This is a genomic window from Streptomyces sp. NPDC030021, assembly GCF_055574035.1.
Genome location: NZ_JBVIAH010000001.1, coordinates 461,791 through 476,432 on the forward strand (window position 1 = coordinate 461,791; position 14,642 = coordinate 476,432).

5 protein-coding genes are annotated in these 14,642 nt (G+C 68.1%); 2 read left to right on the forward strand and 3 right to left on the reverse strand.

What is annotated here, in order from left to right; all coding sequences use genetic code 11:
- Positions 1 to 6: 6 nt before the first annotated feature.
- Positions 7 to 7,308 (reverse strand): polymorphic toxin-type HINT domain-containing protein, encoded by a 7,302-nt coding sequence (locus ACZ4YL_RS02010; RefSeq protein WP_468113280.1) that lies wholly within the window; start codon positions 7,306 to 7,308, stop codon positions 7 to 9.
- Between the two features lie 575 nt (positions 7,309 to 7,883).
- Between ACZ4YL_RS02010 and ACZ4YL_RS02015 the strand changes: the two genes are divergently transcribed.
- Positions 7,884 to 10,982, forward strand: a complete 3,099-nt coding sequence (locus ACZ4YL_RS02015; RefSeq protein ID WP_468113281.1) for a DNRLRE domain-containing protein — start codon at positions 7,884 to 7,886, stop codon at positions 10,980 to 10,982.
- A gap of 169 nt (positions 10,983 to 11,151) precedes the next feature.
- Complete coding sequence (locus tag ACZ4YL_RS02020) at positions 11,152 to 11,889, forward strand: 3-oxoacyl-ACP reductase family protein (protein WP_468113282.1); 738 nt, start codon at positions 11,152 to 11,154, stop codon at positions 11,887 to 11,889.
- A 207-nt stretch (positions 11,890 to 12,096) separates the two neighbouring features.
- Here ACZ4YL_RS02020 and alc read toward each other — a convergent pair whose 3' ends face one another.
- Together alc and allB are read right to left on the reverse strand one after the other, a co-directional pair.
- On the reverse strand, positions 12,097 to 13,215 hold the full coding sequence (alc, locus tag ACZ4YL_RS02025) for an allantoicase (protein WP_468113283.1): 1,119 nt from the start codon (positions 13,213 to 13,215) through the stop codon (positions 12,097 to 12,099).
- 3 nt (positions 13,216 to 13,218) lie between these two features.
- Complete coding sequence (allB, locus tag ACZ4YL_RS02030; protein ID WP_468113474.1) at positions 13,219 to 14,553, reverse strand: allantoinase AllB; 1,335 nt, start codon at positions 14,551 to 14,553, stop codon at positions 13,219 to 13,221.
- Between the last annotated feature and the right edge of the window lie 89 nt (positions 14,554 to 14,642).

Sequence of the window (14,642 nt, forward strand, 5' to 3'; positions counted from 1 at the left end):
GTCGAATCAACAGGGAGTGACAACGGTGATCTTCGCGTACTTGACTACCGGGTCCGTGTAGCCATACTCCCCAAAGCGGTTCGGACCGACGATCCTGTACGTATTACCCTTCCCGCGAACCTCCCATTCGGGCGAGCCCGGGAAACCCGACTGCTCGTGAGGACCCCACTTGGCCAGGTGCCTCGACGATTCTTCCCCTCGATAAATCCTTTGAGTAGGATCCGTGACGCTTTCCGTGCGTGGGATCCCCTGCCCGGCCTGAATCCTGGCAACCTCGTCTGCAGCCCACCGAGGAACATTGTTGTCGTTGTGCACCAGCACCGGCGTTGTGCCGGCGAGCACATAGTACGTGTGAAGGTCGGCGACAGTGAGGTTGTATGTCTCGTTGAACGTCTCGTATGTGCGGATCGCGCTTACAGCAACGGATTCGCCATCGTCGGTACGGAGGTTCTCGCCCGGCTTGAGGTCTCCGGCGTTCTTCCAGACATGGTCGGATTCAGACCAGAACGGGTGATGGCCCGTTGTAGTGATGGTCTTGACACCATCGCTGGTCTGGATACTGAGGTCAATATACTTCTTGTCGTCCTCGGTGAAGATGGTGGCAGTGACAGGCCTTGCCCCCGTTTCGCCGGTTTCAGGGTTGGTAGCTCGCACCTCGTCGCCGGTGGCTAGCTGCTCGATCGGCTTGCTGGTTCCGTCTGCGAGTTGCACCTTCGTGCCCGCCACAAAGCTGTTTCTGGTACAGCTCTTGGCGAACAGCCTCGCAAGGAATCCTGCCGCCCTTCGCGTCATCGCCGGCCCCACCGCTCGCCCCGCCGCTCGCGCGGCCGAGGGCCCCGCTGCCACCGGCGGCATGGGAGCAAAAACCTCTGCGAGTATGGACTCAGTGGCGTTTTCGTCGGATTCAACACCGAGGTACTTGAGCAGCAGATTAAACTGGTTGCGCCTGGAATAACCGTAAAAATCCGCAACATAGGGGTTCTGCATCGGCGTGGTCATGTCCACTAGGCCGGCGTAGCCCCGGCCCAGACCCGTCCAGATGTTGGTCCAGGTCGAGGGCTTCTTCTTCGCCGTCAGCGTGGTCACACCACCCCTGCCACTGCTCCCCCGACATTCGGAATCGCGTGAGCAGAGGCGATAGTTGGATTCCCGAGCCGCACGCTGCGTGATGCGCCTCTGCGCGACCTCCACCACCTTGCTGGCCTCGGCCTGGAAGCCGCCGTCGCTGTCACCCTCGAAGTACTTCAGGCCGTCCGGGTCCAGATTGGTGATCGGGTTGCCATTGGCGTACGTGTACCCGTTCATCTGGAGCGGATCGGTGATGTCGATGACCGGGTCGACGGTGATGAAGCGGCCGGTGCTGGCTTCGTATTCACGGGCGCCGATGTGGGTCAGGCCCGTGGTGTTGTCGTCGTTGCCGGTGCCGAGGAAGGTGCGGCTGCCCGGCCAGCTGGAGGGTTGGCTTCCGCGGGGGTTGCCGTAGGGGTCGGACTTGCGCCGGGTGACCGGCTGGCCGGCCTTCTGGTCGACGCTGATGGTCGCGGTGTTGTGGTGGTCGGTGAGCAGGTGCGACAGGGTGTGGCCGGTGGTCTTGCCGTTGGTGCGGCGGACCGTGGTCGGGGCGCCGGGGCCGCTGTAGTAGCGGACGGCGTCCATGGCCTTGCCGGCCTTGTCGACGGTGATCTCGGTTTCACCGAGATAGAGGGTGCGGGCGCTTCCGGTTTCCTGGATGACCCGGTTACCGGACGCGTCGTAGAGGTAGCTGGTGAGGTTGCCGAAGCTCCACTGCTGGGCCGCCGTCGGGGCAGGACTGGCGCACGTGAGAGTGTGCAGGTCGTTGCCATCGGCGTCATTGTCGTTGGGGACGGTGAGGCACTGGTTGGTGCCGGTGACGAGGGCCTTGTCCGTCTCGCGGTAGGTGAACTTCTGGCTCTGCGCGCCCGGCGTGCAGGCCTTCAGGACGGCCTTGCCGTTTTCGGCGGTGAGGCACTTGCCGAGGGCCTGGACGGTGTCGCCGGTGATGCGCCACTGCTGGGGCTTGGTCTCGTTGCAGGACAGCAGCTGGACGGGAGTGCCGTCGGCGGTGTTGCCGTCCTGGACGTCGAGGCACTTGCCGGAGAGGCCCGTGACCGCGACGGAACCGATGCCGGGGCTGGTCGCCGAGAGGAGCTTGCTGCGGCGGTCCCAGTTCAGGGTCTGGGTGTCACCGTCGATGGTGCGGGTCTTGGTGCTTCCCGCCGCGCTGTAGGTGTAGGTGGACAGGGAGTCGACCGTGGAGCCGGGCGTCCTGGTGGTCTTGTTGACCTTGGTCAGGGCGTGGGGCTGCTTCTTCGGGTTCGGCAGGGCGCCGCCCGTGATCTCGACGCCGTAGGTGTACGTCGCCTCATCGTCGAGGGCGCTGTTGGCGGGGTCGCGATCGGTGAGCTTGGTGCGGTTGCCTATGGCGTCGAATTGGTAGTCCTGCCAGTAGGCATCACTCGGCGTACCCGATCCCACCTCCGTGCGGTCCGGGCCCGTGGGACTGGTGGGGCAGCCTTCCGTCTTGCCCGTCCAGGCGCGTACGAGCTGGCCCATGGCGTCGTAGCTGTAGCACTGACGGTCGACGAGGGCCGGTGACTGCGCGGTGGTGCCGGGGTAGGTGTCCTTGATGGCGGTCGGGTTACCGACCGAGTCGTACGTGTAGCTGAGAGATGAGAGGAGGTTCGAGCCGGACGCGGGGTCGCGCGTCTCCTTGTGGCTGGTCGCCGAGGCGACCCGTCCGGTGTGGGGGTCGTAGGTGTTCGTGGTCCATACACGGTTTGGTGCGCTGCCGGAGGCGGTACGCAGGATCTCGCCGTAGGGGCTGTAGACCGTTTCCGCGGTGTACCAGGACAGGCCCGACATGGTCTGCACCATGCCGTCGGCGTTGTAGCGGGTGATCAACTTCTCGGCGGCGAGGCCGCCGATCGTGGCCGGGAGGGTCGTCGACTGGACCTTGCCCGTGGGGGTGTACGTGGTGCTGTAGGCGTAGCTGCCGGCCAGACCCTTCGTGGCAGGAACGTCTGGGATGGTGATCCGCGATCCGGTCGGCCGGTACTCGCTGTCGTAGCCGGTGACCTCGGTCTTGTACGAGCCGGCGCCCCACTTGCGGGTGGAGGCGACAGGCTGGCCCTTGCCGCCCGGGAGGGTGTCGTAGGTCCAGGTGGCGATGGGGTCGGCGGTTTCGGAGTCGTCGCGCACCGCGGTCTTACGTCCGAGTACGTCGTAGGAGGTGTACTGGGTGACGTTGTAGACGTTGGTCGTCGAGACCTGCTGGTCGAGGTTGTTGTAGGTGAACGTCGACCGGCCCGTGTCGGGGTCGTCGGACGAGGTCATCCGTCCCCGGGCGTCCTGGGTGTAGGTCCAGTTGTTGCCGGCCGTGTCGGTGACCTTGGCGAGCTTGCCGCGAATGTCGTAGGTGTAGCCGGTCTTGGTCGAAGTGCTGAGGTCGGTGGCGGTGTAGTGCTCGATCTCGGAGGTGCGGCCCAGGGCGTCGGTCCACGTCTTGACGGCGCGGCTGCCGGGCAGCGGGGCAGACCCGGTGGGCGACAGGGCGCTGCGCGTCAGGGTCCACTCGCCGCCGTACTGCGTGATGGCGGACTGCCGGGCTTCGCCCTTCTCCAGTCTGGTGACGCGCACGGCACGGCCGAGGCCGTCGTAGGCGGTCTGGGCGGAGCTGGGCACCTCGGTAACTGACTTGGGGACGTAGAGCTCCGTGCTCACCTTGCCTTCGGCAAGGTAGCCGCTGTTGGTCTGGCTGACGGTTCCGTTCGCACTGTGCAGAGTGTCCGTGATCAGGCGTGCGCCGCCCGGGCCCTCGGTCTGGCTCTGGCGGGGACGCAGCAGTCCGTCGTAGATCGCGATGGAAGTGCTGTAGGTACCGTTGTCCTTGAGGGCGCGGGAGATGACGGCCGGCGTCTTGAGTTCCGCGATCTGGTACTCGAAGGTGTAGGCCGCCGGGTCGGTGGGCTTCTGCGAAGGCGTCCGGACCTCGGTGCTCCGGCCGAGCTCGTCGTACACGGTGGTGACCTTGCGGCCGTTCGCGTCGGTCGATTCAAGGACGCTGCCGCGGCCCGGGTCCACCTTGGTGGTCACGGTGTGCCCGAGGGCGTTTGTCGCCGTGGTGGAGAACGCCGGTCCCGTCGCGGGGCTGAAGGCCACGCTCGACGGGTTGCCCGCGGCGTCGTAGGTCTTGACCGCGCGGCCGAGCGCGTCGTACTCGGTGCGGCCGGACGTCGTCCAGCCGGTGCCTGCCGCGTCAGTGCTGTCGACCTGGTACGGGCGGCCCTTGGTGGGCGCTGCGCCAAAAGCGTTCACCGCGTCGTAGGAGATGCGGGCGGCACTGAGACGCGTGCCGGCCTCGACACCACCGCCGGCGCAGTCACCTGTCGTCTCGATGACTTCGGACTTGAGACCGATCAGGTTGCTTGCGGGGTTGTGGACGTACTTGGGCTTGGTGCAGGACTGCTTGACGGTGGTCCACCCGGTGCCCTTGTTTTCCAGGACATCCGCTTGCGTCATCTTGAGGAGACCGTACGCCTCCTTCCCCTCATAAGTGTTGAGGGTTCGCTGCATACGGAACTTGCCGCCACCGATGGACTCGATGTCATCGGTCCGGGCTGTTCCCGTCTGGTACGCAACCAGGTCGCTGGTATCGGTCCTCTTGCGCCTCGCCGTCTCCATGCTCCGAGGCCAGGTCAGCTCGCGGCTCTCGACGCTGCCGCCGGCCTTGCTGTAGGTGATGGTCTCGGCGACCTGCCCCTGGTACTGGCGCAGGTCCTCGCCCAGGTCTTCCGTTCCCGAGGAATCCTTGACGGTGACCTTGGCGGTGTCGGTGGACAGGCCGCGGAAGTACCTGGTGCGGGTCTGGCCCTGCTCGGTCGCGGTGGCCTTGCCCGCGTTCTCGGTCGCACCCGTCGTGGTAAGGACGCTGGCGTAGCCGCGCCACTGACTGTAGGTACGCCGATCGGGCTTGCTGAACTCGTCGTCCTCCTTGGCCCAGGCGGCGTCCTCGTACGTGTAGCTGGTCTTGAGGTCGGGGCGCTGTGCCACCCGGTCCTTCTCGATCACGCTGTCCACGACGTACTTGTTGAACAGCTCGATCGGCGGGACCTTGTCCGGGTCCAGTCCCGTGTCCGCGGACCAGTGAACGGGGAAACAGCGCGTGGTGTTCTTCGCCAGGTCGGGGACGGTCGTCCCCTTCGCGCACGGGGCCGAGTACCTGACCTCGATCTCGCCACCGGTCTCGGTGAGGATGGTCCCCACCCGGAGCCTGTCGAAGTCCGGTGCGGCGTCGGGCTTCCCGTTGGTGTCCGCCTTCAGGACACGGTTGGGCATGTCCACTACGTTGGCCTTGAAGGAGACCGGAGGCAGCGAGACACCGATGGTGTCGTTCTTGGCGCCGTAGGCGGTCCGGGTGATGGACTCCAGCCACAGTGGAGGGCTCGTGTCCGTGCGGTGCTTGGGGAGCGACTGCTTGAGGGCCCACTGGTCGACCTTGGTGAGCGCCGTGGATCCCTCGGTCCGCTGGCCATAGGTGGTGACACGGTCCAGGCGCATGCGCGACCAGAACGTGGGAGAGAAGGATTCGCACGCCGCCGCGTCCATCTTGCAGTTCAGCGAGGCGGGGGTGTCATACCATCCGATTCCATTCTTGGAACCGAACAAGGACTCGGCGCAGGAGACGTTCCTCTCCTCGAAGCACCGCTGCGCCACACCGAACTCGACTCGGCCCGCAGGGGCACCGGCGAGGTTGTCGGCGCGGAGTCCGTAGAGGATGCGGGTCGGGTATCCGCCGCGGATGTATCCGACCTTGGCGCGGTCCTTCTCGTTGACCTTCTCGTTCTTGGCGTAGCGGTTCTCTTCCTTCGCCCAGTCGATGATCATGGCGTTGCCGTGGATGTCCTCGACGTAGTCGAGGTTCCAGCGCCATGCCTGGGTGCAGGAGGAATTCGCGTAGGCCGCCTGATAGCAGGGCTCGCCAGGGTGGTTGCCGAAGACCGGGACGGTGAAGACGGAGTCGGTCACGGTCATGGGTGACGAGCCGTCCCCGTGGGTGCCGACGCTGTGGCGCCCGTAGTGGTAGCGCATGCCGTCACGCGTGGTGACGACCCAGTATTCGCCGTCCTTCGCGCCGTTGCCGCTGCCGGTCTTGAGCTCGACCTTGGAGCCGTCGTCCGTGGCGGGGACCCAGGCACCGCTCGCGGCGTCGTGGACGAGCTCGGTCGTCGACCCGTTGAGGGACAGCACGACGTTGTCGCCGGCCCAGCACAGGTCGCCCTTCTTCTTGTCCGCGGAGTTGTCGTTGTTCGGCTTGCCGCTCGACGAAGCCTTCAGGTCGTCGGAGCAGGAGCGGTAACGGCGTTCGACGAAGCCCGGGTTGTAGTCCCAGCCGTCACCGACCCAGGACGCCTGACCGTTCGTCACGGACGTCCTGCCGTCCACCGCCTGCGAGGAGTACGAGAACGCGATGGACGGGGTGGGGCCCGCCGGCGCCCGGGGCACCGTCAGCGGGTAGGTCCAGGAGAAACCGCCCCCGCTGCCGCCTGCGGTCCATTTGCCCGAGGGCGAGAGGGAGGTGGCCTTGTACGAGCCACCCGCACCCGCCGCTCCGTCGGAGGCGACGACCGCCATGGCGCCGGCGGCGCCGCCAACGCTCATGGTCTGCATGCCCTGGACGGGGGTCGCAGCCGGGTCGAGGGTCGCGATGACCTTCTTGCCGCCGGCGTCGTTCGAGCTCGGGACGTCTACGGAGACCGAGCATTCGGGCAGTTCGGGATGATCGAGGAAGCACGCGGGGTACTGCCGCAGCTTCAGGCGTGAGGACCACTCGGTGCCGTACAGGTCCTGGAACTTCGAGTAGTCCAGAGCGACGTCGACCGGGTTCACGGCGTCGACGGGCGGCGTGATCTTGATGATCGCGCCGTCCACGCCGGCGGCTTCGGTCTTTGTGCGGCCTTCGACGGCCGCCGACCAGGTGCCCGTCGGCGCGGCACCCGTCCCGGGAACCTTGCCGATGCTGACGGGGAGCGAGCCGACCTGGACGAAGTCGGCAGTGGGGACAGGCGCCAGCGGGATGGTGGCCGAGGCTTCCGCGGGCGGCGCCACGGCGGTCGGCGTGTAGTCCTCGAGCGGTTTGGGCGGATCACCGACCCATCGACCGAGCGCGTCCATGGCGGCCTCGTCGGGCTTGACCTTGACGTCTTTCTGGAGCCCCGGCAGCCCGACGCCGCTGCGGTCGCCCGGTGGTGCCGCCCAGGCCTGGGCGGGTAGAAGAGTTGCGACCAGCACCACGGAGAGTGTGATGCCGGTGCGCCCGGCAAGGCGCGCGCGTACTGCGCGCGCCTTTCTGTTTCCGGGCAGGCGGAAATTCGCCGAGAACGGCGACATGCGGACCCCCCACGATCTGCCGCCACGGCAATGGCACACGGCTGGCAGGAAACTGACAATTAGCCACTGATTCTGTGGCCAGTGGACCAGAAAAGCCACAGTTCCGATAATCGGTGTGGGCTTTGTCACTTTGCCAGGTGTATACCTTGGGGTAATCGGCGCAAATCGGCTACTAACGGCACGCCCTGCGGTGAATTCCAAGGATGAAGAAGTCGGCGGGATGGTTCATGCTCAGCTCGCACGCCCTGCGCCTCAACGGCCGGGCGGGGCCGGCCGTTGAGGTTTTTCAGGCCAATGACCGAAATCATTTGGTGAGTGCCGAGGGCTGCGAAGTCGGGCGCCCGAGGGGGGAGAAGTACGTCGTGTCTGTCAGTGATTCCGCGGGCCAAAGTCCGCTAACAGGGGCTGGATCGGCAGAAGCCCCCGTACCCGCGCGCAGGTGGTTCAGGCGCCGCCGCGCCCTGGGGGGTCTGGCCGTGCTGCTCGCCGCTGCTGTCGCGGTGCCGGTCGGTGTGCACGTGGTCGGCGACGGGAAGTCGCACAGCCGGCCCGGCGAGGATGCTCCGGTCGCCGAGCCGCAGGCTCGACGGATGGCGGAGGAGAGCGGCAAAGAGGTCGAGGTCACGGCCGCGCGCAGCGCCAACACCACGACATGGGCGCGGCCTGACGGGTCGTTCCGCAAGCAGATCCACAGTGCGGCCTTCCGGGCCAACGTGGACGGGCAGTGGAAGCCGATCGACACCAACCTGGAGCGGGTGGAGGGCGGTTACGCGGCCAAGGCGGTCAACGGCCGAGTCTTCTTCGGCGGGGGTTCGAAGGAGCAGGCGGGCGGCGACGGGCGTGCTGCGCGTGGCGTGAACCGGGTGGCGCTGCAGCGGGACGCGCCCGGTGAAGTGTGGACGGAGCTGGTCCGGTTGAACACCGATGGCCACGACATGACCGTCAGCTGGCCCGGTGTCCTGCCCGCGCCCGTCATCGACGGCCCTCGCGCCCTGTACGAGAACGTCCGCCCCGGGATCGACCTGGTGATGACCGCTCAGGACGGCGGCTACTCGCACCTGCTCGTCGTCAAGGACAAGCAGGCTGCGGCCGATCCGCTGCTGGGGCAGCTCAAGTACCGTCTGGCCAGCCCCGACATGACGTTCCACCTGGATGACGAGTCGGACGCGCTGAGTGCCCGTGACGCCAAGGGCGAGGAGGTCGCGGGCTCACCGACCCCGATGATGTGGGACTCCAGCGGCAAGGTCGCCACCACTGACAACAAGCCGGCGTGGAAGCCAACCGCCGTCGCCAAGCAGCACCCGACGCTGGCCCTGTCCGGCCTGGCCGGCGCGGAGGGCGCGCGCCTGAAGCCCGTCGCGGCGGCGCTTGCCGACAACGCGCTGTCCCTCACCCCGGACAATGCGCTGCTCAATGCTCCGGAAACGGTCTATCCGGTCTTCATCGACCCCTCTTTCAAGGGGCACAAGCACGCCTGGACCCTTCTTTACAAGACGGCAGAGAATTCAAGCTTCTACAACGGACAGAATTACAACGCGAGCGGCACGAACGAAGCCCGCGTCGGATACGAGTCCACAAGTGGTGGCACCTCTCGTTCCATTTTCAACTTCGACTTCGGCAGTCAGCTCCACGGCTCCGAAATCGTCTCGGCCAGCGTCCGGGCACTGCAGACCTATTCGTGGTCCTGTGACAGCAAGCAGATGCTCGTCTTCTCGACCCCCTACATCACGTCGTCGAGTACCTGGAGGAACACCGACAACGCGGCCCACTGGGGCAGAGTGGTCGCCTCGGAGTACGCGGGATACGGCTACAACAGCTCGTGCCCCGACAACTGGATCGCGCCCGACATCAAGGGCCTCGTCGCCGAAGCCGCCACCAGCGGCTGGGGGGCGCTGTCCCTGGGGTTCGCCGCCCCGAACGAGTCGGACTCGTACTACTGGAAGAAGTTCATCGCCAACGGCGAGACCGCTCCGTACATCGAGGTCGTCTACAACTCGCGCCCGGACACCCCGATCGCGGCGAACATGCAGACCTTCCCCGGCGGCCCGTGCCTCACCGGTTGGCCGGGGACCGGCATCGGCAAGACCAACGTCACCTTCCAGGTGAAGGGCACCGACCGCGACGGCAACCTCGACAAGGTCCAGATCGAGGTGTGGGGCAACGGTGGGACGGTCTTCGACCAGTGGCTTTCACCCAACAGCGATGGCGTCGTCACCGCCGAGGTGCCCTGGAACACCTTCACCGATGGGCAGACCTACTACTGGCTCTCCCGCGCCACGGACAAGGACGGCGCAGGGTCGGGCAGCGGGCCGCACGAATCCGGGAGCGGGGCCTGGTGCACCTTCACCGTCAGCCACACCGTCCCGCCCAACCCGGCCGTCTCCTCCGCCGCCTTCCCGCCGCAAGGCGACGACTTCAACGAGTGGAGCACGGAGCCTGCCAGCACACCCGGGCAGACCTTCACCATCAAGGGCAACGGCGCCAAGGCGGAGGACATCCGCGAGTACCAGTGGAGCCTGAACCGGCCCCTCTTCGACCAGAAGGCCGTGCCGAACCCTGGTGGTGACGAGGTCTCCGTTCCGCTCCAGGTGGACACCTCCGGTCCGAACGTCCTCTACGTCCGCACCGTCGGCAAGTCCGGCAACATCTCCACCCAGAGCGCCTACGGCTTCCTCGTCCGGCCGAGGCCCGGCCAGGACACGCCCGGCGATGTCACCGGAGACGGCCACCCCGATCTCCTGGCCATCGACAAGGACGGCAATCTGCGTACCTACGCGGGAGACAGCGTCGGTGACACCGACGCCTACATCCCCGGCGCGGTCGACAACGGCAAGCCAGTGGCCCCCGGCTACTGGAAGGATCCGGCCACCGGCCAGTCCGCGCTCATCGGTCACGCCACCGACTGGTACCCCGGCGACGGACTTACGGACCTGATCGCACGGATGCCCGACGGCAAGCTCTACATCTACCCCGGCACCGGCACCGGCCAGTTCGACGTCGGCCGCCGCATGCAGATGCAACTGCCCCTCAGCGCCCCCGATCCGTCCATCTTCCGGCAGCTCGTCGTCACCGAGGACATCGACGGCGACGGCCTGGGCGACATGTTCGCCTTGGATGCCGACGGCTTCTGGGCGTTCTCCGGCTATACCGGATCCAGCTTCGCCTCCTACAAGAAGATGGCCACCGGCTGGGCCGGCCGCGACATCGTCGGCGTCCGCGACGTCTCCGGGGACAAGGTCCCGGATCTGATCTTCCGGGACAACACCAACGCCAACCGCGGCCTGGCCCTGCGCAAGGGCAAGCCGGGAGTCAACGGCGGAGTCGACCTCACGTCCCTGGAGTCCAAGGCGAACTCCGAAGGCGGCGAGGACTACACCTACGCCACCACCGGCTGGGGCAGGGCCACCTACCCCAAGATCCTCGGCACCCCCGACGCCAACGGTGACGGCATCCCCGACATCTGGGCCGTCGGGGACAACGGAAACCAATGGCTCTTCCAAGGCGGGACCAATACCGTCGGCAATCCCATCGGCCGTGACGAGGACGGCTGGAACACCTTCCTGACGATCGGGTAGCCGGGACGAACAGCCGTGACCGCGAGCGCCCTGCCGGGAGATCACTCCTGGCAGGGCGCTCTGCTGTCCCCGCTCCCCCACTCGGAACGCGAGGTCGGATTCCTGCCAGCGGGGTGGGTCCCGGGAGGATTTGATTGAACTCGCAACCAACTGATGCGGGAGGAACGGCATGGACAGCAACAACACCGTGGCCCTGGTGACCGGGGGAAGCCGGGGGATCGGGGCGGCCGTCGCCCTGCGGCTCGCCGAGGACGGGGCCGACGTCGCGATCACCTACGTCAGCGACGCGGAGGCCGCGGCCGAGGTCGTCGGGAAGGTGGAGGCGCTCGGGCGGCGGGCCGTCGCGCTGCGGGCCGATGCGGGGGACGCAGCCCAGGTCGCGAATGCCGTCGGGGAGACCGTACGGCGGTTCGGGCGGCTCGACGTGCTGGTGAACAACGCCGGCGTGGGCGTGCTCGGGCCGCTGGCGGAGCTGGCCCCGGCCGACGTGGAGCGCGTACTCGCGGTCAACGTGCGCGGGGTGTTCCTCACGACGCAGGCCGCGGCCGGGCACCTCGGGTCCGGCGGGCGGATCATCACCATCGGCAGCTGCATGACCCAGCGGGTGCCGGGGCCGGGCGGGACGCTCTACGCCATGAGCAAGTCGGCGCTGACCGGACTGACCAAGGCGCTCGCCCGGGAGCTGGGCGGGCGCGGGATCACCGCGAACATCGTGCACCCGGGGCCGGTGGACACGGACATGAACCCGGCCGACGGACCGTACGCGGGGCCGCAGGCGGCGATGACGGCGCTCGGGCGGTTCGGCGCACCGCGGGAGGTGGCGGCCGTCGTGTCCTTCCTCGCGGGTGAGGAGGCGGCGTACGTGACGGGAGCCGAGTTCGCCGTCGACGGCGGGCACGCCGCGTAGCCCTCACCGGGCGTGCGGTGCCCTCGCCGGGCGTGCGGGCGGGGATCGGGGGCGCGACACCCCGGCGGGCCGGTGCGGGTCCGCTGCACGGGGCTCCGCCCCGGACCCCGCGCCTCAAACGCCGGCGGGGCTGGAATACGGGGGCCGGAACGGCGAAACCCGCCCCGGGGGTGTCGGCCCCCGGGGCGGGCTTCACGTGCTGCGTGACTAGCCGCCCAGCTCCTGGTGGCGGGCGGTCAGCGCCGCCGCGCCGGCCTCCGTCAGGGAGCCGTACAGGCGCAGGCGGGAGAAGCCGCCGTCCGGGAAGATGTCGATCCGGACGTGCGTGCCGACCGCCGGGGCGTCCAGGACGAAGCGGTGGTTGGTGTCGGGCTGCAGGCGGGTGCGCGGCAGGAACTCCGTCCACTCGCCCTCCTCGCCCGTCTTCACCGACAGGGAGGCCCAGCCGGCCGAGTTGCCCTTGAGGTACGCGGTGTCGATCTCGACGGCGCGGATCTCGGATTCGGCGACGAGCTGGTAGCGGATCCAGTCGTTGCCGTTGTCGCGGCGGCGCGCCGTCTCCCAGCCGTCGTCCATCTTGCGGGAGCGGCCCGGGTTGATGGTGTTGGCCGGCGGGGAGTAGAAGCGGTTGGAGGCGTCCTGGACGGAGCCGCCGTTCTCCAGGGCCGCCACGTCGAAGGAGCCGAGCGCGTCGAGCCACTTCGGGTCGGGCAGGACCTCGCCGTAGACGCGCAGGCGGGCGATGCCGCCGTCCGGGTGCTGGTTGACGCGCAGGTGGGTGAAGCGCTGCGGGGCGTCCACCTCGAAGCCGTTGGCCGCGTGGCCGCCGACCGGGGTGCGGGCGACGAGGGTCGTCCACTTCACGTCGTCGCCCTGGAGCTCCTCCGGGGTCGGCGCGAGGGCGCCCGCCCAGTTGGTGGCCTCGACGGAGACGGCCTGTGGCATGTTGCCGCGGAAGTGGGCGGTGTCGACGACGATGCCGCGGATGACGCCGGGGGCGCCCAGGCGTACGAGCGCCCAGTCGTGGTCCTCGGGGGTCGGCCAGGGCTGGGTGGCGGAGACGCCACGGCGGCGGCGGGTCTCCCAGCCGTCCATGACCTTGCCCTTGTGGCCGAAGTCCTCGGGGTCGAAGTGCGCGGCCTCGGAGATCAGCAGGTTCTCGCGCTGGGCGAAGAACTCGTCGTTGGCGGCGATGACACCGGCGCCCAGCTCACGGGCGGCGAGGTTCGCGTACTGGGTGAACGGGAAGTCCGCGGTGCGGTAGTCCGCGTACGGGTCGCCGCCTCCGTACGGGTTCGCGTTGCCGGTGAAGGATTCAATCGCCACTGGTCAGTTCTGCCTTTCGAGGAGGAGGCCCGTGGGCTCGGTCGGGGTGCCGTGGTCGGCGATCTGCGTGCCGCGCAGCCAGGTGGACTTCACGACGCCGTGCAGGGTCTTGCCCGCGTACGCCGTGACCTGGTTGCGGTGGTGGAGCTCGGCCGGGTCCACAGTGAACGTTTCTTCAGGGGCCAGGACGGCGAAGTCGGCGTCGCGGCCGGCCTCGATGGCGCCCTTCCGGGTGAGGCCCGCGAGGTTCGCCGGGGCGGCGGACATCCAGCGGACGACGTCCTCCAGGGTCCGGCCGCGGCGGCGCGCCTCGGTCCAGATGGCGGGCAGGCCCAGCTGGAGGGAGGAGATGCCGCCCCACGCGGTGGAGAAGTCGCTGGTCTTCAGGTCCGCGGTGGAAGGCGAGTGGTCGGAGACGATGCAGTCGATCGTGCCGTCGGCGAGCGCGTCCCACAGGAGGTCCTGGTTGGCGGCCTCGCGGATGGGCGGGCAGCACTTGAACTCGCTGGCCCCGTCCGGCACTTCCTCGGCCGTGAGGGTGAGGTAGTGCGGGCAGGACTCGACGGTGATGCGGACGCCCTCGGCCTTGGCGGCGGCGATCAGCGGCAGCGCGTCGGAGGACGACAGGTGCAGGACGTGCACGCGGGCGTTCAGCCGCTTGGCCTGGGCGATCAGGTTGCCGATCGCGGTGTTCTCGGCGTCGCGCGGCCGGGAGGCGAGGAAGTCGGCGTACTTGGGGCCCGGGACGACGGGAGCGGCGTCCAGGTGGTGCGGGTCCTCGGCGTGCACGATCAGCAGGCCGCCGAAGCCGGTGATCTCGGCGAGGGAGGTGGCCAGCTGCTCCTGGTCGAGCTCGGGGAACTCGTCCACGCCCGAGGGCGACAGGAAGCACTTGAAGCCGTAGACGCCGGCGTCGTGCAGCGGGCGCAGGTCCTTGACGTTGTCCGGCAGCGCGCCGCCCCAGAAGCCGACGTCCACGTGCGCCTTGGCACGGGCGACCTCCTGCTTGACGCGCAGGTTGTCGGTCGTCGTGGTGGGCGGCAGGGAGTTCAGCGGCATGTCGAGGATCGTGGTGATGCCGCCGGCCGCCGCGGCGCGGGTGGCCGTCCAGAAGCCTTCCCACTCGGTGCGGCCCGGGTCGTTCACGTGGACGTGGGTGTCGACCAGGCCGGGGAGCAGGACGTCGTCACCGAAGTCCTCCAGCCGGGCTCCGGCCGGTACCTCGGCCTCGTACGCCAGCACGGCCGCGATCTTCCCGCCGGCGACGGCCACCGAGGCGGCGCGCGTCCCCTCGGGGGTGATGACGCGCGTCGAGCGCAGTACCAGTTCCACAGCCACGTCGGCCACCGAACCTCCCCATCTACTTCCACAGAGCGAAATTCAACGTTCTGTTGACGGAGTCTTCCCGGCGATCGGTACCCAGTCAA